Genomic DNA, 21,813 nt, shown 5'->3' on the forward strand with positions numbered 1-21,813 from the left:
CCGCGCGGCTACAGCAGCGCCCGCCAGGCGGCCACTGCGACCCCTCGCAACGAGATGTCGGCGTCGTAGCCGGCGAGGTCGGCGAGCAGCGAGGGGACGACGCGGCCCCCGAGGCGTGCGACGGGTGCGTGCCTGACGCGCAGTTCGACTGCGAGGTCGGCCTCCGCTAGCCTGGCCGCCAGGCGCGTCTGGTCGAGGGGCAGGGCCTCGACGCCCTTTAGCACCGCCCGAGCGGTCGCCAGCGTCGGCGCGTTGACGACGACGTGGTCGTTCTCGTTCCAGACGGCACACTGCCTGCCGTCGATGGTCACCTCCAGGTCGACATCGACCGAGAGCGGGTCGACTGCGGCGGCCATCAGTCCTCGTGGGTGGTGATGCTGACGGTTCCGTCTATCTCCCAGTGGGCGTGTTCGGCGTCCTCGCCCACCTTGCTGGGCACTGCGACTTTCATGTCGTCGAACGTGTACTCTATCGTTGCGTTGCGGCCGGTCAGGCGTTCGTACAGGGCGATGCCGAGCTCCGGCCACGAGGTCGGCTCGGACATCTCCTCTGTCGTGGTCGAGTCATCTGTGCTCATACTGCACCTTTCAATTCGGCTTCAGGACTAATAAGGGGGCACCACGGAGGGCACTCACTCCGTCTGGAGGACTCTCACTCCGTCTCGCAGTAGGTTATCGCCTCGCCGACGGCGGAGGTGCGTCCGATGAGTGTGATGTGGTCGCCCCGATTGAGCACGTCGTCGGCGTGGGGGATGCGGCTGTCGCCGTCCTTGCTCAGCAGGGCGAGGTGGACGTCCTCCGGCAGGTCGTCGGCCAGTTCCGAGACGGTCCGGCCGACCACCTTGTCGGCGGTCACCTCTATCTCCTGGACGTCGCCCGTCCGGTCGAGTTCCGTCATCCACTCCGAAATCGCGGGCCGCTCGACGCGGTTGTCGATGGCCCACGCGATGGACATCGAGGACTGGACCGCGTCGACGTCGAGGTCCTCGAAGGCGTCCATGTTCTCGGGTCTGTTGACCCTGGCGATGACCGTCTCGATGTCGAAGGCGTTTTTCGCCAGTTGGGCGACCAGCAGGTTCACGTCGTCGTCGTCGGTAGTCACCGCAAGCACCGACGCGTTCTCCGCGCCGGCCTGGCGCAGTGCGTCGCGCTCCGTGGCGTCGCCCCGCCGGGCCGTGAAGCCCTCCTGTCGTAGTTTTTCGAGCTGTTCGTCGTCGTTCTCGATGATGACGACTTGCTCGTCTCTGTCCTCCAGGCGCGTGGCCAGTGCTCTGCCCACGCGTCCGCCGCCGACGATGAGTACACGCATTGGTATCACGTCCAGTGTTTGAGCGATGTGCCGTGCGAAGCCGCCCTGCAGGACGACTGTCACGAAGATGACCAGGAAGACCGTCCCCACGAGCACGTCCGCCTGCGCCGTGAGGGTGTCCGCCTGGGCTGCCAGCGTCGCCGCCCGCTGACCGGTGGCCTCGGCGGCTGTCGTGTCCAGCGTCTGGGCGCGCGCCCGCAGGTCCAGCGCGAACAGCGTCGCGACCGACGCCGGGATGATGCCCCGCGGACCGATGGCGCTCATGAAGACCCGTTCGCTGGTGCTGAACCGGCCCCCGGCGGTACAGAGCATGACGAGCAGCGGTCGGACGACGGCCACGACGGCGAGCACGACGACGAGCCCGCCGAGACCGAGCGCGACCAGGTCGTCGAGAGACAGCAGCGAGGCCAGCGTGATGAACACGAACGCCAGCACGAGCAGCGTCACGTCGCCCTTGAACTGCTCGATGTCTTCCCTGTAGGGGACGTTCGTGTTCCCGAGGACGAGGCCGCCGGTGGCGACGGCGGCGATGCCGGCCTCGGTCGCGATGGATTCGGCCAGCCCGTAGCTCGCGAGCGCGCCGATGAGCACGAGCAGGCGGGCGTTCTGCGGGGCGTTCTCGGCCGAGAGGTCGGTGTGTCTGAGGACGTACCACAGGACGACAGCGACCGAGGCCCCGATGAGCATGCCCAGTCCCAGCCGGTAGGCGAACTCGCTCGAAACGCGCACGAGGCCCTCGTTGCCCAGCAGGACGTACTCGAAGGTCACGACCGCGAGGATGGCCGCGGTCACGTCGTTGACGACGCCCTCCGTCTCCAGTGTCGAGGCCACGCGCTCGCGGACGGCGACGACCTTCATCACGGGCGTGATGACGGTCGGGCCGGTGGCGACGAGCAACGACCCGACGAGCAGCGAGAGGTCCCAGGCGACTCCGAGTGCGTAGTGGACGACGGCCGCGGTGCCGAGCAGCGCGATTGCGGCGCCGACGGTCACCAGCCGGAGCGTCTCCCGCGGTGCCTCGCGGAGCCGGTTCAGCTTCAGGGAGAAGGCACCCTCGAAGACGATGATAGCGACGCTCAGTCCGACGATGGCCGGCAGCGAGTCGCCGAAAACGTCCGGCGAGACCAGTGCCAGCCCCTCCGGACCGACGCCGATACCCGCCAGAATCAGGAAGAGGACGCTCGGTACCGCGAGCCGGTCGGCGAGCACCTGGGCCGCGACGCCCAGCCCCATGATTGTCACGACGACGATGAGCACCTCGGACGCACCGCTCATCTGCCGCCACCGTCTGTGCAGTCGTCCGACCTGGCTCGGTCACCGTGCACGGCGCTAGTTCGGAAATGGGTGTCACGGGGCTTAGACCTTCCTTCGGCGGTCCCGTCTGCCGGTTGTCAGTCGGTCGGTCACCGGCGCGCCGGTCGCGACGACTGACCATCATTCTGTCCGTGGTCATGAAGAAAATACGCTCGTAGGAAAGAGTTTTTTGAGCCGTCTCAGGCGGTTCCTAAACCGAGCGTTTACTGGCGTTAATAAAATCTTACTTATATATTGGAAGTCTGTATAATCCCGGATGACATTTTAAATCATGTGGGTGAAACTGATTGCAGTGTGACTGGTGTCGGTCGGAGAAATCTCTCTCAAACCGCGTAGTGGCCCATCTCGGGTAGTTTCTCTATTAGTTCCTACGTGAGTGATAACGGTAAAACCCGACTACCTATCGGAATAATGGTTGTATATGGAAACGTATATTTGTGCCGCTTGCACAAAGGCTGACGATTTCCAATACTTTATGCCTCGTGCTGGCGACCCCTCACTTACATGTCCAGCCAGAGGGTGGAGACGTCCAGACTCGAGGACGACTTCCCGGACCCGGAAGCTGCCGAGAACGTGTTATACAATCCGACGTTCGAGGAGCTTCGCGAGCTTGCCAGTCACGACGAAACGACGACCGAGTACGGGAGTGCCCGGTACGTCAGTGACCAGAAGTCCCGGAGCGCGGACCAGACCAAGAACCTCGTCGACGACGAGTTCGACGACGCGGACTGGGGGGCCATCGCGGACGCGCTCGACGGCGTCGAGGACCACGACCTCGTCTGTCTCGACCGGGTCGTCGGCCGTCATCCGGAGACCTCGTTCGTCTGCCGGCTGTTCGTCCCGACGGAGTACGCCCGCATCGCGCTGGCGTGGGGGAAGATGCTCGAACCCGCCGAGGGGGAACCGGACTTCCAGACCCTGCAACTCCCCGAGTGGGACGAACGAGACGGAAACCGCCGCCGCATTCGCGTCCTGCCCGACGAGGGACTGACCTTCGTCCTCGGCAGCGACTACACCGGCGAGGCCAAGAAGTCGTTCCTGCGCCTCTACATGTACCGCGCGAAGCAGATGGGCGGCCTCGGCATCCACGCCGGCAGCAAGCGCGTCACCATCGAACGCGACGGCGAACTGACCGACGTCGGACAGGCCTTCCTCGGCCTCTCCGCGACCGGCAAGTCGACTCTGACCGGCCACCAGTGCTGGCTCGACGACCCCGAGGGCGCGGAGATGCTCCAGGACGACGTCTGCGCCTTGCTCCCCGACGGCCAGGTCACCGGCAGCGAGGGCAACGGGCTCTACATCAAGACCATCGGCCTGGAGGCCGAGGAACAGCCCGCGCTCCACCGGGCGGCGACCCACGACAGCGCCGTGCTGGAGAACGTCGCCGTCGACGAGGACGGCACCGTCGACTTCGACGACGGCTCCCTGACGACCAACGGCCGCGCGGTCATCCTGCGGGACTGTCTCGACACCGCCGCCGACGACATCGACCTGGACGAGGTCGACCAGATGTTCTTCATCACGCGCAATCCCATCATGCCGCCGGTCGCGCGGCTCTCGCCGAAGCAGGCCGCCGTCGCCTTCATGCTCGGCGAGTCCATCCAGACCAGCGCCGGCGACCCGGACGCCGCCGGCGAGTCCATCCGTGTCGTCGGGACCAACCCCTTCATCGTCGGCCCGGAGGGCGAGGAGGGTAACCGGTTCTACGACCTCATCGCCGACAACGACGTCGAGACCTACGTCATCAACACCGGCTACGTCGGCGAGGACGAGGCCGACATCGGCGTCGAGGACTCCGTGAACATCCTCGTCGGGGCCGCCCGGGGCGACATCGAGTGGACCCACGACGAGACCCTGGAGATGGACCTCCCCGAGTCCGTCCCGGGCGTCGACGTCGAGAATCTCTACCCGCCCGAGCACTTCGAGGACTACGAGAGCGAACTCGCCGAGATGCGCGCCGAGCGCCGCGAGTACCTCGCCCAGTTCGAGACGCTTTCCGACGACATCAAAGAGGCCGTTTACTGATTTCCGGGGTCCGTTTTTCTCCACCGCGCCTACACCGAGCGACTGCTCCGTTACTCCGGGGTGTCGTCCCGCGCCAGTCCCGCGTGGGAGAGGAGATTACTCAAGTTCGACCTGCTCGACCACGTCCGGCGAGTCGTTCGACGGGTCGTTGACCGTCGTCGATACCGGATACGCCTGCATCTCGCCGCCGGGATACGGTTCGAGGAGTTCCTGCGCTGTCTCGGGGTCGGCCGTCAGCCACTCCCTCTCGCGGTCCGCGGGCAGGATGACGGCCATCCGGTGGTGGAGGTCCGCAATCAGGTCGTTGGGGTCCGTGGTGACGATGGTGAACGTCTCCACGACGTCGGGTTCCGTCTCCGCCGCTCCGTCGCCGCCGGCGAAGGCGTCAAGTCCGGTCTGGGTCCCCGACGGCCGCCACTGCGCCCACAGCCCCGCCATCGCGAAGAGGGAGTCGTCGGCCAGTGTCACGCGGTAGGGCTGCTTGCGGCCCTCCGCCTCGGTCCATTCGTAGAAGCCGTCCGCGGGGACGAGACACCGGCCGACGCGGAGGTCTCCCTCGGTCGACTGCTCGAAGGCGTCCCGGAAGGTGGGCTTCTCCGCCAGCGTCTCGGCGCGGGCGTTGATGAACTCGAAGTCGCTCCGGTCGTCGGCCCACGGCGGGACGATGCCCCACTCCGCGGTGTCGATGGTCCCGGCGGCGCTGTCGCGGACGACCGGCAGCGATTGCCGCGGGGCGGCGTTGTAGCGCGGCTGGAACGCGTCGGCGAAGGCGGCGTCGAAGCGCTCCTCGATGTCGCCCGGCGGCGCGAACAGACTGTAGCGACCACACATACTCCGACCGTGGGGCCGGAGGCCGATAAAGCCGTCCGCACGCCAACCCCGAGCCGGTTGCGCGACTGTGCTGCACGTGCGGACAACTGTTTACCACTGGATGACCTACTGTTCCAGTAGATGAAGCGCCGCACATTCCTGAGCGGGGCCGCCCTGGCCGCTCTCGCCGGCTGTAGCGGGAACACGGGGACCAGCGGCGGCAGTGGCGACGGTGGTAGCGACGGCGACGACGGTACCGGCGGCTCCGGCGGCAGCAGTGGCCCGAACCCCGACGAGGCCAGGACCGCTCTCGACAGCCAGCCGACGCTCGGGCCGGCACCGGGTGACGCGCCGGGACTCATCGTCGCCTTCGAGGACCCGTCCTGCACGCGCTGCCGGGCCTTCGACCGGAACGTGTTCCCGGAGATCCGCTCGAACCTCGTCGAGACGGGCGCGGCGACGTTCGTCTTCCGCGGGTATCCCGTGGTCTACGAGTGGGGCAACCCGGCGAGTCACGCGCTGGAGGCGACGTTCACCCGCGACGCCGACGCCTTCTGGGCGCTGACCAGCCACTACTTCGAGAACCAGAGCGATTTCCGGGGGAAATCCGCCGCGGACGTGTACGAAGGGACCGAATCGTTCCTCGCCGCCGAGACCGACCTCGATGCCGCGGCCGTCGTCAGCGACGCGCAGGGCGAGGCGGCCGCGAGCGCCGTCCAGACCGACCTCGACGCCGGCACGGCCGCCGGTGCTGGCCGCACCACGCCCCATCTGTTCCTCTTTCGCGACGGCGAGTTCCAGACGAAGGCCGCCGGGTCGGTCAGCTACGACACCATCGAGGCCGTCCTCCAGGTATGAGCCCGCGACTCCCGACCCGACGCGCGGACTGGCGACTCCTCGGCCGCACGCTCAGGCTCGTCCTGTCGATTCCGACCTACGCCGCCCTGGCCGTCCTCGCCGCCGTTCTCGCGCTGTCGGTGTTCGTCTTCTCGCAGAACGTGCCGCTGGTCTCGTTCGCGCTGACGGGGTCGCTGCCGCTGGACGGCCGCCTGACGATTCTGCTCGAACGCTATCCGTTCGTCGGGACTGACTTCGGACCCGTGACCGGCCTGATGCTCGTCGCCATCTCGGGGCTGACCGGGGCGGACATCGCGATGGTCGTCTACCACGTCCGGGAGCACGGCCTGTCGGTGGAGTCGGGCGGCGGCAGCGCCGTCGGCGTCGTGCTGGGCGTCCTCGGTGCCGGCTGTGCCGCCTGCGGGTCGGCTATTCTCGTCGGCGTCCTCTCTCTGGTGGGCGCGACGGGGTTGCTGACCGCGCTGCCGCTGGAGGGACTGGAGTTCACGCTGCTGGCCGCCGTCGTCCTCGTGCTCTCGCTGTACTGGCTGGCCGACGGGATGCGCGGCGGCGAAATCCGCGGCTGTCCGGTCGACCTCCCCCAATCCCGCCCGCGAAATTAAAAGGGAGAACGACGTACCAGGGTGTGATGGCCGGTGACGCCGCCGGAGGGCCGCCAGCCCACGACGCCGACGAGGCTGGCGACCCCTCGTTCGAGATTCCCGCCCACCCGGAGCGGCGCTACCCCTACGAGGGCGGCGTCGAGTACGAGGGCGAGACGGTGTTCACGCTCACGCCGGGGGCCGACCGCTCCAGCGCCGACCTGCGCGACCTCGTGGAGGCGACGCTGACCGCCGGCCCCTACCGCCACGGCGACTTCTTCGACCTGCCGATGCCGCTGTACCTCGTCCGCGACGACGAGACGGCCGATGTCTTCCGCATCTCCGTCCGCGACGGGCGGGTCCGACTCCACGTCCTCCCCGCCACGGAGTCGGCGGGACTGCGGGCGTTCTACGACCGCCTCGTCGCCCGCAGCGACGCCGACTGGCGCGTCGACTGTCGAACGACCGTCTGACCTGCCGTAGCGCCGCCGGACCCAAAACCGACTTACCCCCCTGCCCCTAGCCGTAACCCATGACCGTCTCGCGCGAGGTCGAACTCAAGGGCCACATCATCGACTCCGGGATGATGCAGAGCTGTTTCGGCATCATCATGGACATGGGTGGGTCCTTCGAGGTCGAGGAGTTCCGGATCGGCCGCTCGAAGACCGAGGAGTCCTACGCACGCCTGCTGGTGGAGGCCGACGACCCGGACCAGTTGCAGTCTATCGTCCACGAACTCCACCAGAACGGCGCGAACCCGTCGGACCCCAACGACGCCCGCCTCGAACCCGCGCCCGCCGATCAGGTGGTCCCGAAGGGCTTCTACTCCACGACGAACCACCCGACCGATATCCGCATCGACGGGATGTGGGTCCCCGTCGAGGACATCGAGATGGACTGCGCGGTCATCGTCGAGCGCGACGACGACGGCCACCCCTACGCGTACACCGAAGTCCTCAACGCCATCGAGGAGGGCGACATGGTGGTCACCGGCGAGGCCGGCATCCGCGTCCAGCCCCCGGAACGCCCCCGCGGGTCCGAGGGCGCGTTCGGATTCATGCAGGGCGGCGTCTCCTCGGAGCGCCCCTCCGAGACGACCATCAGCAACATCGCGGAGGCCATCGCGGAGACGAAAGCGGAGGGCGGGGACGTCCTCGCGGTCTGTGGCCCGGCGCTCATCCACTCCGGTGCCCGCGAGGACCTGGCCCGCCTGGTCCGTGAGGGCTACGTCGACCTCCTCTCTATCGGCAACGGCTTCGCGGTCCACGACCTCGAACGGGACCTCTACGGCACCTCGCTCGGGATGGACACGGAGAGTCTGGACCACCCGCGGAAGGGCCACAAACACCACATCTACACCATCAGCGAAATCATCCGCGCCGGCGGCATCGAGCAGGCCATCGAGGACGGCCTCGTCGACTCCGGCGTGATGTACGAGTGCGTCCAGAACGACGTGCCCTACGTCATCGCCGGGTCCATCCGCGACGACGGGCCGCTGCCCGAGACCATCACCGACGCCGTCGAGGCGCAAAACGCCATCCGCGAGCAGGCCCACCAGGCCGACCTCGTGCTCATGCTCTCGACGCTGTTGCACTCTGTCGCGGTCGGGAACTGCCTGCCCTCGACGACGAAGACCGTCTGCGTCGACATCAACCCCGCCACCGTCACGCAACTGCTCGACCGCGGGAGCGCGCAGGCCGTCGGGATGGTCACCGACATCGGGACGTTCGTGCCGATGCTGGCCGAGCACCTGTTCGACGAGCGGTAGCCTCTCTTCCCACTCTGCCGCAGAAATCCTCGCTTACTCCGTTCGGAGCGGAACTACGCCCTCAGTCCCACTGCACGCCGGGGTTCGTCACTGCACCGTTGGCGGCGGAGCCGAAGTCCCGCACGTACTTCGCCAGCACGCCATTCTCGTAGGCTGGTTCGGGCGCGTCGCGCTCGTCGAGGCGGCGCTGCATCTCCTCGTCGGAGATGTCCACCGAGAGTTCGAGTTCGTCGATGTCGATGGTGACGGTGTCGCCGTCTTCCAGCGCGGCGATGGGACCGCCGACGTACGCCTCGGGGGCGACGTGACCGATGGAGAAGCCGCGCGTCGCACCCGAGAAGCGGCCGTCCGTGAACAGCGCGACGTCGTCCGCGTGGCCCTGGCCGGCGACGGCGGAGGTGACGCCGAGCATCTCGCGCATGCCGGGACCGCCGCGCGGCCCCTCGTTGCGGATGCAGATGACGTCGCCCGATTCGATGTGTCCCTCCTGGACGTACTCCATCGCACCCTCCTCCTGCTCGAAGACGCGGACCGGGCCCTCGTGCCGGAGGTGGTCCTCGCCGGTAATCTTGATGACCGCGCCGTCGGGCGCGAGGTTGCCGGTGAGGATGCGGATGGCACCGCGCTCGTGGATGGGGTCGTCGACCGGGTGGAGGTAGTCGACGTCGAGGTCCGCGATTGCCGGCGGGTCGATGGCTTCCAGTTCCTCGGCGATGGTGTTGCCGGTGACGGTGAGCGCGTCGCCGTGGAGCATGTCGGCGTCGTGCAGCGCCTTCAGGACGACCGGGACGCCCCCGACCTCGTGGAGGTCGTTCATCACGCGCTCGCCGCCGGGCTGGAGGTCGGCAATCTTCGGCGTCCGGGCGCTGATCTCGTTGAACTTCTCGATGTCGAGGTCGACGCCCGCCTCGGCCGCCATCGCGAGCAGGTGGAGGACGGCGTTTGTGGACCCGCCGATTGCCACCTGTAGAGCGATGGCGTTCTCGAACGACTCCTCGGTGAGGAAATCAGAGGGTTTGCGCTGTTCCTGGACCACCTCGACGGCGAGTTCGCCGGCGCGGCGGGCTTCCTCGTACCGGCGCTCGTTCTCGGCGGGCGCGGAGGCGCTGCCCAGCGGGGCGAAGCCGATGGTCTCGCTGATAGAGGCCATCGTGTTCGCGGTGAACATCCCGCCGCAGGACCCGGCACCGGGGCAGGCGTGTCGCTCCATCTCGTCGAGTTCCGCCTCGCTCATCTCGCCGTCTGCGACTGCGCCGACGCCCTCGAAGACGTTCTGGATGGTTATCTCGCGGCCGTCGTGCTCGCCGGGCATGATGGAGCCGCCGTAGAGGAAGACGCTGGGGAGGTCAGTCCGGATGGCGGCCATCATCATCCCGGGCATGTTCTTGTCACAGCCGCCGATGGTGACCAGCCCGTCCATGCGCTCGCCGAAGGCGACCAGTTCGACGGAGTCGGCGATTATCTCCCGGGAGATGAGCGAGGCCTTCATCCCCTCCGTCCCCATCGAGATGGCGTCGGAGATGGTGATGGTCCCGAACTCGATGGGCATGCCGTCCGCGTCGTCGATGCCGTCGTAGGCAGACTGCGCCACGTCGTCGAGATGGACGTTACACGGCGTGATGTCCGCAGCGGGGTTGGCGACGCCGACCATCGGCGACGCGAGGTCCTCGTCGTCGTAGCCCATCGCGCGGAACATCGCGCGGTGGGGGGCGCGCTCTGTCCCCTCTGTCACTTCGTTGCTCGGGAGGTCGGGGTCCTTGCCCGACTGCTCCCGCTCTGGTGTTTCCTGCTGGCTCATGCCAGAGTGGTTGCACCCGGCGGACTTAAGTCCCGTCTTCGGGGCGTCGCGACCGGTCGAGGCCCCGGGAGTGCCTTTGATAAGGGGCCACACCGGAGAGGAGGTATGGCGACAGTCGAGACGGGGGCACGGCTGCACTTCGGGTTCCAGAACCTCGCGCTCGCCCACGAGCGCCTGTACGGGGGCGTCGGGGTCGCACTCGCCGAACCGCGGGTCCGGGTCACTGCCGAGTCGGCCACCGACGTCGTCTGCGACGACCCGGTCGTCGAACCGTTCGTCGCGGACGCCGTCAGCGTGCTGGGCGTCGAGGGCGCGCGGGTCACCGTCGAGGAGCGGTTCGAGCGCCACGTCGGACTCGGCAGCGGGACGCAACTGGCACTCGCGACGCTGGTCGCCGTCGCTCGCGCGCACGACGAGTATGCAGACTCGCGGACGGTCGCACCCGAACTCGGCCGGGGCGGGCGCTCGGGGGTCGGGGTGGCCTGCTTCGAGCACGGCGGGTTCGTCGTCGACGCCGGGCACCCGACCGAGCGGTTCACGACCAGCCCGCCGGCCGAGGGGTCCTGGGAGGTTCCCCGGCCGATGGTTCGCCGGGACCTCCCCAGTTCGTGGCGGTTCGTGCTGGTGACGCCAGCGGCCACGACGGGGCAAAGCGGCGCGGCCGAGGACGAGAGCATGCGGTCGGTCGTCGAGCGGGCCGACCCAGGCATCGCCGACGACATCTCGCTGCTGCTGACGCGACGGCTCCTGCCCGCCGTCGCCGAGCGCGACGTCGCGGAGTTCGGGGCGGCGGTCGCTCGTCTCGGCCGGCTCAACGGCGCGTGGTACGCCGACGAACAGGGCGGCGTCTACCGGCCGCCAGCGGGCGACCTCATCGACAGCCTCGGCGACTGCCCGGTGGTTCACGGAGCCGGACAGTCCTCGTGGGGGCCGACAGTCTACGGCGTGACCCGCGCGGCGGACGTCAGCGAGGCCCGGGCAGCGGCCGCGGACGCTCTCGACGACGCCGGCTGCGAGGGGCGGGTACTGACGGCGGCCCCGCGCAACCGCGGGGCGACGGTCGAGGAGTGAGGCGTGCGCGAGGTTTTAACTCGGGGCAGGGGGAAGTGTGCGTATGGACCGCCTACCCTTCGGCATCAACCGACTGGACCAGCTGATTCAGGGGGGCGCACCGACTGGCAGCGTCGTCCTGCTGTCGGGCGAGGCCGGCGCGGGTGCGCGGGAGTTCATGTACACTGCAGCCGTCATGAACGGCCTGGCGGGCCGGGGCGGCGACCTCTTCGACCTGCACTACGGCGACCTCCACGAGCGGGCGCGCCCGCCGGAGGAGATTCACTACATCTCCTTCACCGCGGAGGAGCCACAGCTCAGAGAGGAGATAGCCACGACGATGGACGACGACATCGCCGCGGAGGGGCTGGAGCAGGTGTCGTTCCGGTCCCTCTCCCGGCAGTTCTTCCACGTCAGCCCGGTGCCGCGTACCTGGTACGCCGAGGAGACGCCGAACATCCAGAACATGGCCAAGCGCCACGAGGACCGGGAGGGACTGCTGAGCGCACTCGGCACGGCGCTCAGCGAGCGCGCCCCGGGCAACCTCGTCGTCATCGACTCGCTGTCGGACCTGCTGACGACGCTCGGCGAGACACTGGAGTGGTCGGACGTCGGCTACCTCGTGAAGGGCCTCCAGAAGGCGGCCTACGAGTGGGACGGCCTCATCCTGTTGCACGTCAACGACGAGACGCTCTCGGACATCCGCCACGGACAGCTCGTCGACGCCTGTAGCGGGACGTTGCGCTTCCGGTGGGAGTCCGGCGGGAGCACGCGGGCGCGGACGCTCGTCGTCAAGCAGTTCCGCGGGGTGCTCTCCCAGATAGAGTCCGAGAACATCGTCCAGTTCGAGACGGAACTGGGCGACGCGGGCTTCGACATCAGCGACGTCCGCAAGATACGCTGACGTAGCAAGTGCTTACCCGCCGGTAGGAACCGGCTATCGTCACCTGAAATCGGCGGCAAACCCTTAACTGCCCGGTGAGTAAACTGGGGAGTGATGGCGAGTGAGTCGACCGAGGAGGGGACGGTGACGGTGAATCTCCCGGCCGAGCTGGAAGACTGGCTCGACGAGCGCGCGGCTGCGCTCGACGAGGACCGGGAGACTGTGCTCGTGCAGTTACTCGCCTCCTACCGCGCGACGGTGGAACTCGACGGCGAGTTCGACCCCGCGAACGGGCAGGGGATGCCGGTGGCAGAGACCGAGACCGTCGAGGAGACCGTCGAATCGATACTCGCGGACCGGCTCGACGAGCGCGTCGAGTCCGCCGTCCGGGGCCAGGTACAGGCGGCCGTCGACGCCGCCGTCGAGGAGCGGGTGTCGGAAGCGGTCCGACAGCGCGTCGCCGGGCGCATCGCGGACGTCGAGGACGACTACATGGACAAGATCTCCGACGTCCGCGAGCGGGTCGTCCAGCTCAAACGCGAACTCGACGGGCGGGCTGCGGCCGACCACGACCACGCGGAACTCGACCGCGTCGACGAACTCGCGACGGAAGTCGAAACGCTCCAGGACCACCTCGATTCGCTCGAAGACGACGTGGGGTCCCGACTTGACGACCAGCGGACCGAGACCGACGACATCGAGGAGCGCCTCGACTCGGTGCAGGACCGCCTGCAGACCGTCGCCTGGGTCGTCAGCGACCTCCGCGAGGCCCACGAGGACGACACCGGGACGGAGGCTGTCGACCGCATCAAGCGCGCGGCGGCGAAGGCCGACGTCGAGCGCGCGCGCTGCGAGAGCTGCGGTGCCGGGGTCAGCATCGGACTCCTGACCGAGCCGGAGTGTCCGCACTGTCAGGCGACGGTGACCAGCGTCGAGCCCGCGAGCGGCTTCTTCGGCAAGGCGCAGCTGCTGACTGCCTCCCAGCTCGAATCCGGTGAGCGGCGATGAGCGACGACGAGGACGCCGACGACCCCTTCGAGGAGCTGGACGAGGCCGTCGCCGACCGCGAGGGCGACCCGTTCGACTCCCTCGACGGCCCCCGTGACGTCGACGACGAGACGGACGCCGACGAGGCCGCCACCGGGGAAACGGACGACATCTGGGCCCCCGACCGGGAGGAACAGCTCGGCGGGCCGGTCGATGCCGACGACGAACCCGATTCCCCAGTCGACGGGGAACGCGAGGGTGGCCTCTCGACGGGCACAGACCAGCCAGATGGACAGGAGTCGAGCGCTCTGGGCGGCGGGGGCGCGACGGACGTGGACCCGTTCGCCGGGGTCGACCAGCGCGAGGGCGACCCCTTCGAGGCCTTCGAGCGGATGGACGTCGGCGACGTCGACGCCGACAGCGTGTGGGAGAGCCTGGCCGCAGCCGAGGAGGGCGGCTCCGTCGCGCAGCGGGAGGGCCAGACCTACGCCGAGGTGTCCAAACACAGCTTCTGCGAGCGCTGCGAGCACTTCTCGGCACCGCCGGACGTGGGCTGTGGCCACGAGGGAACGGAGATTCTGGAGTTCGTCGACCTGGAGACGGTCCGGCTGGTCGACTGTCCGGTCGTCGAGGAGCGCCGCAAGCTCCAGCAGGAATAGTTTTAGTGGCCGAATCGACTACGCCGACGTATGCAATTCTGTGACGACTGCGGGTCGATGATGCAACCGGAGGGCGACGAGATGGTCTGCTCGTCCTGTGGTGCCCGCACCGGCAAGGACGAGGAGGTGGCCGCCGACTTCGTCAGCACCGAGGAACAGTCGGGCGAGGAGGTCATCGAGACCGAGGAGGGAGCGAACTTCGAGGGCAAGCCCACCGCAGACGACGCGACCTGCGAGGACTGCGGCCACGGCGTGGCCTGGTACACTATCAAGCAGACAGGGTCGGCGGACGAACCCCCGACGCGATTCTTCAAGTGCAAGGCCTGCGGGCACCGCTGGCGGGAGTACAACTGACGCCGTGGTCGCGGGCCACCGGGACTGCCGTCGGGCGTTTCCCGGGCGTGAATAGATGCCAAAAGAATAATATTTCGGGGCGTTCCGTGAGACTATAGGATGAACAGAAACGGCCACATCGGGAGGCGGCGAGAGATACGGGCCGGCGAAGGGGCCACGGATGGGGTGGTCATGGCCGTGAGCGAGATGCTCGAGGTCGACCCCATCACCCTCGACCCGCTGACGAGGACCGTCGACGCCGACGCGCTGGACGCACTCTACGAGAGCATGGGACCGGACGGACGCATCTCCTTCCGGTACGCGGACTGTGAGGTGACCGTGACGGGTGACGGGATGGTGGAAGTGGCCTCGTGCGAGAGTCAGTAAGGGTCGGAGTCGGCCGGGCGGGAACCGGGTGTCAGACCGGGTCGTCGGGGTCGTGGCGGTCCATCATCCGGTCGGCTTCCGCAGCGTACCGCGCGCGTCGCTCGGCGTCGTCAACGGGGACGAGGTCGTCGGGGCCGACCTCGATTGCGGCGGTGACCTCGGGCGCGGACCCGCCGAAGCGGTTGTACGCCCGCTCTTTCTGCAGGTAGCGCTCGCCGTCCGGCGTCGCGTAGACGATGACGAGGATGTGCGGCGAGTCCGCGGAGAACGTCCGTTCGACCATCCAAACCTGTTCGGTCTCCGTCGCCGAGTCCGTGGTGGGCATATCTGAAGCGAGGCCAGCGCCGGGGTCAACCGCACCGGCTGTTCTCAGCGTCTGGGAACGAACCGACGCCGGTCCGTGGCCGTGGCGGCCCACAGCGCGGGGTTTTTCGCCGTCGGCGGCGTAGGCCGCGCCGTGTCACCAGCCTCGGGCGACGTCGTGGAGGTTCACCCCGGCAGGGAGGCGGTCGTCGACTTCGACCCGTCGCTGACCTTCGAGTGCGTCGACGACTGCACGTGGTGCTGTCACCACGGCGTCCTCCTCTACGAACCGGACTTCCTCCGCCTCGCCGACTGCGCCTCGCTGGCGGAGGCGACCACGCAGGTCCGCGGCGAGGACTTCGTCCGGAAGGAGGCCAAAGACCGCGACGAGCACGTCGGCGACGACGGCGAGGCCTGCTTCTTCCTTCGCGACGACGGCCTCTGTACGCTGCACGCCGAACACGACTGGAAGCCGGCCCGGTGCTCGGTCTTTCCCCTCTCGGTCAGCGTTAAGGACGGCGACCGGACGAGCCACCCCGGGGGCGACATCCACGTCTCGGTCCGGGACGCGGCACACGACCACTGCGAGGGACTGGACGTCTCCGAGCGGCGGGTCGTGGACAACCTCGACGCCTTTCTCCCGGCCGTGCTGTGGGACCTCGACAACCCCGACAGCCGGCGGGAACTCTAGACGACCAGCAGCCAGGCACCGAAGACGGCGAGGCCGCCGATAGCCGTACTCGCCACCGCGTGCCCGCGGAGCCTGTCGAGCTGACTGTGGGAGTGCTCCGAGAGTGAACAGACCTGGTCGACCTCGCCGCCGACCTCACACGAGGGCAGGAAGTCCATCGCGACGTGGAGGAAGACGCCGGCGGCGAAGCCGAAGACGGCGGCGTTGAGAACGGCGATTTCGGGGACGGGGAGCGACGCGGCGGGGATGGCCGTGAGACCGACACCGGCCGCGGGCAGCAACAGTGCGGAGACCGGCTTGCCACTCTCGCGCAGGCGGTGCGCGGCCGCGTAGCCCGCCGGTCCCTTGTGCGAGACGATTGCGAGGCCCAGCAGGAGGCCGAGGCCGGGCATCGACCCGTAGACGAGGCCGATGATAGCCCCGGCCGCCAGCGCGTGGGCGGTTATCTGTGCGGCCGTCACGTCCAGGCCGACGTCGATGTGCGAGAGGCGGTGGCCGATGACGTGGGCGCCGTAACCCACGATGAGCCCCGTGGCGACGCCGAAGCCCCCGATGCGGCCGTCGAGGTTGATGGCCTGGGGCAGCAGGAAGACGGCGGCGCTGGTGACCATCGCGCCGCTGGCGAGGCCGTACCCCCAGACGAGGCGTCGCGGGTACGAGGCACCAGCCCAGACGCTGAGTACCGCGCCGGCCGCCATCGCGACGAAGGCCGCCCACGAGATGACGAGCACTTTCGTCAGCTCTGTGAGGACGGCGAACCCCGACAGCGCGACCAGCGCGAGCGTCCCGCCGACCCCCAGCAGCGAAATGTCCCGGGCCGAGTTATTAACCTCGGCAGGCTCGTTAATACCCATTTTTAGCAAACACTGGATTCGAATTAATAAACCCTCCGCTTCAGGGGGTGGCGTCGCGCCAGGCCCGGCGGTCGAGGATGGCCCCGTCGACCGTCTCCGCGTCGGCGTCGCGGGCCGCCCAGAGGAACTGGTCGGCGGCGTCTTCCGGGTCCCGGCCCTGCCCGCCGGTGAGGTCAGTCGCGACCTGGCCGGGGTCGACGACGCCGACGGCCTGGTCGAGGCCCGCGCCGAAGCGCACTGCGACGGCCTCTGCGGCGGCCTTCGAGACGGCGTAGGAGCCGTAGCCCGGCTGGGGGTCGCGGGCGACGACGCCCGAGGAGACCAGCACGCGGGCCGTCGGCGCGAGATGCGGGAGCGCCTCGCGGACGGTCGCGAAGACGCCGCGGGCGTTGGTGCGCATGTGGTCGTCGAAGGCAGCGTACGACTCCCGGGACAGCGGGGTCTCTCCAGGATGGCCGTGGTAGACGCCGGCGTTGGCGACGACGCAGTCGATGTCCCCGCCCTCGCGGGCGGCCTGCTCCATCAGGCGCTCGACGTCGAACTCGTCGCGGACGTCCGCGCGGACCGGCGTTGCCTCCCCGCCGGCGGCGCCGATGGCGGACGCCACCTCCTCCAGCGGGTCGGCCTCGCGCGCACACAGGACCACGTGTGCACCGGCGTCGGCGAACCGGCGGGCGATGGCCGCCCCGATGCCGCGGCTCGCCCCGGTGACGACGGCTGTCTGTCCGTCCATACCCCGACGTGGGCGGCCACCGCAAAGTAGCTCCCGGACGGGATGGGCACGAGCGACAGCGTGTCCACCCCACTGGTTTGGAAACCGGTTTATGGCGTTCGGGACGAAAGAGACGGTACGATGACACGGCTCTCAGGGTCGACGGTGACAGTCGTCGGCGCAGGTTTCGGCGGCCTCTCGACGGCGTGCTACCTCGCCGACGCGGGTGCCGACGTACGCGTGCTGGAGAAGAACGAGCAGGTCGGCGGCCGCGCGAGCCGGATGGAACGCGACGGCTTCCGCTTCGACATGGGCCCGTCCTGGTACATGATGCCCGACGTGTTCGAGCGCTTCTTCGGTCACTTCGACCGCCAGCCCTCCGACTACTACGACCTGGAACACCTGGACCCCCACTACCGGATGTTCTTCAAAGACGGGGACACCGTCGACGTCCGCCCGGACAAGGACTACCTGCGTGACCTCTTCGAATCGTACGAGGACGGTGCCGGCGAGGCCTTCGAGGAGTACCTGGCGACCAGCGAGAAGCACTACGAGACGGCGATGGAGAACTTCGTCTACGAGGACCGCTCGCGCCTGCGCGACTGGGTGGACCTGGACGTCGTCCGGGCGGCCCCGGTCGGGTTACAGCTCATCGGCTCGATGCAGAGCCACGTCGAGAAGTACTTCGACAACCCGAAACTCCAGCAGATAATGCAGTACACGCTGGTCTTCCTCGGCGGGTCCCCGAAGAACACGCCGGCGCTCTATAATATCATGAGCCACGTCGACTTCAACCTCGGCGTCTACTACCCCGACGGCGGCATCGGTGCCGTCGTCGACGGCGTCGCCGAACTCGGCTCGGAACTCGGCGTCACCTACGAGACCGGCGCGGCGGTCCGCGAGATAACGCGGCGCAAGCACGGCTTCCTCGTCGAGACCGACGACGAGACCTACCACCCCGAGTACGTGGTCAGCAACGCCGACTACGCCCACACCGAGCAGGAACTCCTGCCCGAACACGAGCGCCAGTACGACGCCGACTACTGGGAGAAACGGACCTACGCCCCCTCCGCGTACCTCATCTACCTCGGCGTCGAGGGCGACGTCGAGCCGCTGGCGCATCACACGCTGGTCCTGCCGACCGACTGGGACCCCCACTTCGAGCAAATCTTCGAGGACCCGGCCTGGCCCGACGAACCGGCCTACTACCTCTGTGTCCCCTCCAAGACCGACGACAGCGTCGCCCCGGAGGGCCACAGCAACCTCTTCCTGCTCGTCCCGATCGCGCCGGGACTGCACGACGGCGACGCGGTGCGCGAGGAGTACCGCGAGAAGATTCTCGCCGACATCGCCGAGAACACGGGCGTCGACCTCCGGGACCGCATCGTCGTCGAGGAGCAGTTCAGCGTCAGCGACTTCGGCGAGCGGTACAACGCGACCGAGGGGACGGCACTCGGACTGGCGCACACGCTCCGGCAGACGTCGCTGCTGCGGCCGTCGAACCGGTCCTCGGCCGTCGACGGGCTGTACTTCACCGGGTCGTTCACGACGCCGGGCATCGGCGTCCCGATGTGTCTCATCAGCGGCGAACACACGGCGAACGCACTCATCGAGGACCACGCGTAGGTATGAGCGAGGGGGTCACCGACCGGCTGTCGGAACTCGCACCGTCCGAGCAGTCGCTGCTGGGGTATCTCTTCTGGATGTCCCGCCCCCGCTTCTGGTTCTACCTCGCCGGCCCCGTCGTCGTCGGCGTGGTCTACGCTGCCGAGTCGACCGCCGACTTCTTCACGCCGGTCACCGTCGGGATGTTCCTCTACTTCCTGATTCCCGCCAACGTCTTCCTGTACGGCATCAACGACATCTTCGACAGGGACGTCGACGAGCACAACCCGAAAAAGAGCGACGAGGGCAAGGAGGTCCAGTACAGCGGCGACGGCATCGTGGTGATGCTCGTCTACCTGATGAGCGCGACCGGCGTACTCCTCGTGCCGTTTCTCCCCTTCGAGGGCGTCTACGTGCTCGCGGCCTTCTTCGCGCTCGGCGCACAGTACAGCGCGCCGCCGCTGCGCCTGAAGACGACGCCGTTTCTCGACTCGCTGTCGAACGGGCTGTACATCCTGCCCGGCGTCGTCGCCTACCTCGTCGTCGCCCGGACGTTCCCGCCGCTGCTCGCCGTCGCCGGCGGGTGGCTCTGGACGATGGCGATGCACACCTTCTCGGCGGTGCCGGACATCGAACCCGACCGCGCGGCCGGCATCCAGACGACTGCCACCTTCCTCGGCGAGCGCGGCGCGCTGGCGTACTGCGGGCTCGTCTGGCTGGCCGCGGCCGTCCTGATGGGGCTGGTCCACCCGTTCCTCGGCGGCGTCTTCGCCGTCTACCCCGTCTTCGTCGTCGGTATCGTCGCCGCGAGCGTCGACATCGACCGGGCGTACTGGTGGTTCCCGGTGCTCAACACGCTGGCCGGGATGGTGCTGACGATGGGCGCAATCTGGGGGCTGCTGTATGGGTGAGTTGCGACGGCCCACCGACCGGGTCGACGTCGAGCGAGGGCTCGACAGAGTGGTCGCCGAGAACCGCTTCACCATCGCCGTGGTCTTCCCGCTCGTCGGCGCAGTGCTGCTGCTGGCCAGCGCCGAGGACCTCCTCCCGGCGATTCTGGCCTTCAATCCCTACCTCGTCCTGACGGGCGTACTCGTGATGCGTGCCCCGCTGATCGCCGGCCTGCTGCCGCTGATTCGCCGCCGGGGTGCGCTCGCGCTCGGCGCGCTGACCGCCTACGCCTACGGCATCGAGTGGATTGGCGCGACCACCGGCTTCCCCTACGGCGACTTTCACTACGACATCCCGCTGGGGCCGATGGTGTTCGACACGATTCCGGTGGGTCTGCCGGTGTTTTTCCTGCCGCTCGTGCTCAACAGTTACCTCCTCTGTTTGCTCCTGCTGGGCGACCGCGCCCGGTCGGCGCTCGTTCGGCTCCCGGTGGTCGTCGCCGCCGTCCTCGCCGTCGACCTGGTGCTCGACCCCGCGGCGGTCGCCCTCGGCTTCTGGGACTACGGCGGCGGCGTCTACTACGGCGTCCCGCTGTCGAACTACGCGGGGTGGGTGCTGAGCGCGACGGTGGCGACCGTCCTCGTCGACGCCGCCTTCGACCACGACGCGCTGGTCGAGCGCGTCCAGGGCTGTCCGTACATGCTGGACGACCTGGTGAGCTTCGTGGTGCTGTGGGGTGCCGTCAACGCCTTCTACGGGGCGTGGATACCGGTCGCTGTCGCGGCGCTCTTCGCGGCCGGGTTGCTCCGACTGGACCGGTTCGACTTCGCCGTCTGGCGTGGCGCAGCGGGGCGACAGTCGGGGTAAGAAGAACGGAACGGGGAGTCCCTACTCGGGGTGGGGAACGTGGGAGTGGTCGTCGGAGTCCGAGTCGGCGGCGTCGGCCCGTGGAACCGGGCTGACCCGGCGGAACACGGTGACGGGGTCCTTGAACCGCCGCCAGTTCCACCAGGTCCGGGCGACGACCAGCATCTTCCGGGGCGTCGACAGGGAGGGTCGGGTCGAGATGACGTCGAACTCCTGGCGGCGGACGAGGCGGTGGTGTTCCGCGTACAGCGTCGCCGCGAGCAGGACCGCGAACTGGCAGTCCTCGGGGAGGTACTCGATGCCGGCGACGCCCTCGCGGTAGAGCTGTTCGGCGCGGCGGAGTTCCGACTGGACGGCACGGCGGAAACCGGGCGTACACTCCTCGTCGCGGAGTTGCTGGACGGTCACGTCGTACTCGTCGAGCGTCTCCATCGGGAGGTACACCCGGTCCAGGTCCCGGATGTCCTCGCGGACGTCGCGGATGAAGTTCGTCAACTGGAAGGCCTCGCCGAGCGCGCCGGCGTGCGGGCTGGCCGCCGCGCGGTCCTCGGGGTCCATCAGCGCGCACATCATGTGGCCGACGGCCGCCGCGGACCCGCGCATGTACCCCTCCAGGTCCTCGTAGGTCTCGTAGCGGTCGGTGTCGATGTCGGCGAGCATCGCGTCGATGAACTCGTCGACCTCCTCGTCGGGAATGCCGTGCTCCTCGCGGATCTCCGCAAAGGCGTCGACCACCGGTTCGTCGGCGGGTTCGTTGCCCAGTGCCGCCTGCCGAATCTCCTCCAGCTGCTCGCGCTGCTGGTCGGGCGTCAGTTCCTGGTCGCCGTCGACCACCTCGTCGGCGATGCGGAAGAACCCGTACAGGACGTAGGTCGGGCTCCGAATCCGGGCCGGCAGGAGACGAGTCGCGTAGTAGAACGTCTGGCCAGTTTCCTTGTGGATGGCCTTTCCTCTGTCGAGCTGGGACTCGTTCACACTCACTAGACACGACCCTAGACCGTGTAAGTTAGATACCTAATGAATTTGGGTTAGTGGGGATCGGAGCCGTCAATCGCCCCACTGCGGGCCTCCCGCCCGGTGGAGGGTGGATATACACAGGTGTACTTTTATACACGGCGGCGGCGAATCT

The 21,813-nt window shown here is 68.2% G+C and carries 24 protein-coding genes; 15 read left to right on the top strand and 9 right to left on the bottom strand.

The window, feature by feature from the left end:
• Positions 1-8: 8 nt before the first annotated feature.
• From WDJ57_RS17875 to WDJ57_RS17885, 3 genes are all read right to left on the bottom strand, one after another.
• Positions 9-356, bottom strand: coding sequence for a hypothetical protein (locus tag WDJ57_RS17875; protein WP_338902293.1), 348 nt, complete (start codon positions 354-356; stop codon positions 9-11).
• Entirely contained in the window at positions 356-577 is a 222-nt protein-coding gene (locus tag WDJ57_RS17880; protein WP_338902294.1) for a hypothetical protein, read from the bottom strand. The genes WDJ57_RS17875 and WDJ57_RS17880 overlap by 1 nt, the downstream gene beginning before the upstream one ends.
• A gap of 74 nt (positions 578-651) precedes the next feature.
• Complete coding sequence (locus WDJ57_RS17885; protein ID WP_338902296.1) at positions 652-2,583, bottom strand: cation:proton antiporter; 1,932 nt, start codon at positions 2,581-2,583, stop codon at positions 652-654.
• Between the two features lie 543 nt (positions 2,584-3,126).
• On the opposite strand from WDJ57_RS17885, the gene WDJ57_RS17890 reads away from it, so the two are divergent.
• Positions 3,127-4,647: a phosphoenolpyruvate carboxykinase (ATP) gene (locus tag WDJ57_RS17890; protein ID WP_338902297.1), complete on the top strand. Its 1,521-nt coding sequence runs from the start codon at positions 3,127-3,129 to the stop codon at positions 4,645-4,647.
• 96 nt (positions 4,648-4,743) lie between these two features.
• On the opposite strand, the gene WDJ57_RS17895 is transcribed toward WDJ57_RS17890, so the two are convergent.
• Positions 4,744-5,478: an SOS response-associated peptidase gene (locus WDJ57_RS17895; protein ID WP_338902298.1), complete on the bottom strand. Its 735-nt coding sequence runs from the start codon at positions 5,476-5,478 to the stop codon at positions 4,744-4,746.
• Positions 5,479-5,598: 120 nt separating this feature from the next.
• Here WDJ57_RS17895 and WDJ57_RS17900 point away from each other — a divergent pair, with 120 nt between their 5' ends.
• The 4 genes from WDJ57_RS17900 to WDJ57_RS17915 are packed head-to-tail and all read left to right on the top strand — an operon-like array spanning position 5,599 to position 8,664.
• A complete protein-coding gene (locus WDJ57_RS17900) occupies positions 5,599-6,315 on the top strand; it encodes a DsbA family protein (protein WP_338902299.1) in 717 nt (238 codons plus the stop codon).
• A complete protein-coding gene (locus WDJ57_RS17905) occupies positions 6,312-6,917 on the top strand; it encodes a hypothetical protein (RefSeq protein ID WP_338902300.1) in 606 nt (201 codons plus the stop codon). Before WDJ57_RS17900 ends, WDJ57_RS17905 begins: the two co-directional genes overlap by 4 nt.
• Positions 6,918-6,943: 26 nt before the next feature.
• Positions 6,944-7,369 (top strand): hypothetical protein, encoded by a 426-nt coding sequence (locus tag WDJ57_RS17910; protein ID WP_338902301.1) that lies wholly within the window; start codon positions 6,944-6,946, stop codon positions 7,367-7,369.
• A 59-nt stretch (positions 7,370-7,428) separates the two neighbouring features.
• Positions 7,429-8,664 carry a TIGR00300 family protein gene (locus WDJ57_RS17915; RefSeq protein ID WP_338902302.1) on the top strand — a complete coding sequence of 412 codons (1,236 nt, stop codon included), beginning with the start codon at positions 7,429-7,431 and terminating at the stop codon, positions 8,662-8,664.
• Positions 8,665-8,725: 61 nt separating this feature from the next.
• Here WDJ57_RS17915 and ilvD read toward each other — a convergent pair whose 3' ends face one another.
• On the bottom strand, positions 8,726-10,462 hold the full coding sequence (gene ilvD / locus WDJ57_RS17920) for a dihydroxy-acid dehydratase (protein ID WP_338902303.1): 1,737 nt from the start codon (positions 10,460-10,462) through the stop codon (positions 8,726-8,728).
• A gap of 105 nt (positions 10,463-10,567) precedes the next feature.
• Here ilvD and WDJ57_RS17925 point away from each other — a divergent pair, with 105 nt between their 5' ends.
• The 6 genes from WDJ57_RS17925 to WDJ57_RS17950 all read left to right on the top strand — a co-directional run bounded on the left by WDJ57_RS17925 (position 10,568) and on the right by WDJ57_RS17950 (position 14,761).
• Entirely contained in the window at positions 10,568-11,533 is a 966-nt protein-coding gene (locus WDJ57_RS17925) for a beta-ribofuranosylaminobenzene 5'-phosphate synthase family protein (RefSeq protein ID WP_338902304.1), read from the top strand.
• A gap of 43 nt (positions 11,534-11,576) precedes the next feature.
• Positions 11,577-12,416, top strand: coding sequence for an RAD55 family ATPase (locus WDJ57_RS17930; RefSeq protein WP_338902305.1), 840 nt, complete (start codon positions 11,577-11,579; stop codon positions 12,414-12,416).
• A 93-nt stretch (positions 12,417-12,509) separates the two neighbouring features.
• The gene (locus WDJ57_RS17935) at positions 12,510-13,403 is read left to right on the top strand and encodes a hypothetical protein (protein ID WP_338902306.1); all 894 of its coding nucleotides are present in this window, start codon (positions 12,510-12,512) and stop codon (positions 13,401-13,403) included.
• Positions 13,400-14,041, top strand: coding sequence for a hypothetical protein (locus tag WDJ57_RS17940; RefSeq protein WP_338902308.1), 642 nt, complete (start codon positions 13,400-13,402; stop codon positions 14,039-14,041). Before WDJ57_RS17935 ends, WDJ57_RS17940 begins: the two co-directional genes overlap by 4 nt.
• A 30-nt stretch (positions 14,042-14,071) precedes the next feature.
• Entirely contained in the window at positions 14,072-14,395 is a 324-nt protein-coding gene (locus tag WDJ57_RS17945; RefSeq protein WP_338902310.1) for a transcription factor S, read from the top strand.
• A 99-nt stretch (positions 14,396-14,494) separates the two neighbouring features.
• Positions 14,495-14,761 (top strand): HalOD1 output domain-containing protein, encoded by a 267-nt coding sequence (locus WDJ57_RS17950; protein ID WP_338902311.1) that lies wholly within the window; start codon positions 14,495-14,497, stop codon positions 14,759-14,761.
• Between the two features lie 31 nt (positions 14,762-14,792).
• Here the strand turns inward: WDJ57_RS17950 and WDJ57_RS17955 are convergent, their stop codons facing one another.
• Positions 14,793-15,086, bottom strand: a complete 294-nt coding sequence (locus WDJ57_RS17955; protein ID WP_338902312.1) for a hypothetical protein — start codon at positions 15,084-15,086, stop codon at positions 14,793-14,795.
• Positions 15,087-15,218: 132 nt separating this feature from the next.
• Between WDJ57_RS17955 and WDJ57_RS17960 the strand changes: the two genes are divergently transcribed.
• Positions 15,219-15,755: a YkgJ family cysteine cluster protein gene (locus tag WDJ57_RS17960; protein ID WP_338902313.1), complete on the top strand. Its 537-nt coding sequence runs from the start codon at positions 15,219-15,221 to the stop codon at positions 15,753-15,755.
• Here the strand turns inward: WDJ57_RS17960 and WDJ57_RS17965 are convergent.
• Together WDJ57_RS17965 and WDJ57_RS17970 are read right to left on the bottom strand one after the other, a co-directional pair.
• Positions 15,752-16,609 (bottom strand): ZIP family metal transporter, encoded by an 858-nt coding sequence (locus tag WDJ57_RS17965; RefSeq protein WP_338902314.1) that lies wholly within the window; start codon positions 16,607-16,609, stop codon positions 15,752-15,754. The two genes, WDJ57_RS17960 and WDJ57_RS17965, sit on opposite strands and share 4 nt — an antisense overlap.
• 40 nt (positions 16,610-16,649) lie before the next feature.
• Entirely contained in the window at positions 16,650-17,342 is a 693-nt protein-coding gene (locus WDJ57_RS17970; protein WP_338902316.1) for an SDR family NAD(P)-dependent oxidoreductase, read from the bottom strand.
• A 120-nt stretch (positions 17,343-17,462) separates the two neighbouring features.
• Between WDJ57_RS17970 and crtD the strand changes: the two genes are divergently transcribed.
• Genes crtD through cruF form a run of 3 tightly spaced genes read left to right on the top strand, consistent with a single transcriptional unit; the run spans position 17,463 to position 20,684 of the window.
• On the top strand, positions 17,463-18,947 hold the full coding sequence (crtD, locus tag WDJ57_RS17975; RefSeq protein ID WP_338902317.1) for a carotenoid 3,4-desaturase: 1,485 nt from the start codon (positions 17,463-17,465) through the stop codon (positions 18,945-18,947).
• A 2-nt stretch (positions 18,948-18,949) separates the two neighbouring features.
• Complete coding sequence (locus WDJ57_RS17980) at positions 18,950-19,837, top strand: prenyltransferase (protein WP_338902318.1); 888 nt, start codon at positions 18,950-18,952, stop codon at positions 19,835-19,837.
• Positions 19,830-20,684 (top strand): bisanhydrobacterioruberin hydratase, encoded by an 855-nt coding sequence (gene cruF, locus WDJ57_RS17985; protein WP_338902319.1) that lies wholly within the window; start codon positions 19,830-19,832, stop codon positions 20,682-20,684. The genes WDJ57_RS17980 and cruF overlap by 8 nt, the downstream gene beginning before the upstream one ends.
• A gap of 21 nt (positions 20,685-20,705) precedes the next feature.
• On the opposite strand, the gene WDJ57_RS17990 is transcribed toward cruF, so the two are convergent.
• Positions 20,706-21,659 (bottom strand): phytoene/squalene synthase family protein, encoded by a 954-nt coding sequence (locus WDJ57_RS17990; protein ID WP_338902320.1) that lies wholly within the window; start codon positions 21,657-21,659, stop codon positions 20,706-20,708.
• Positions 21,660-21,813: the final 154 nt, after the last annotated feature.

This window comes from Salinibaculum sp. SYNS191 (genome assembly GCF_037338445.1).
GTDB classification, from domain to species: Archaea; Halobacteriota; Halobacteria; order Halobacteriales; family Haloarculaceae; genus Salinibaculum; species Salinibaculum marinum.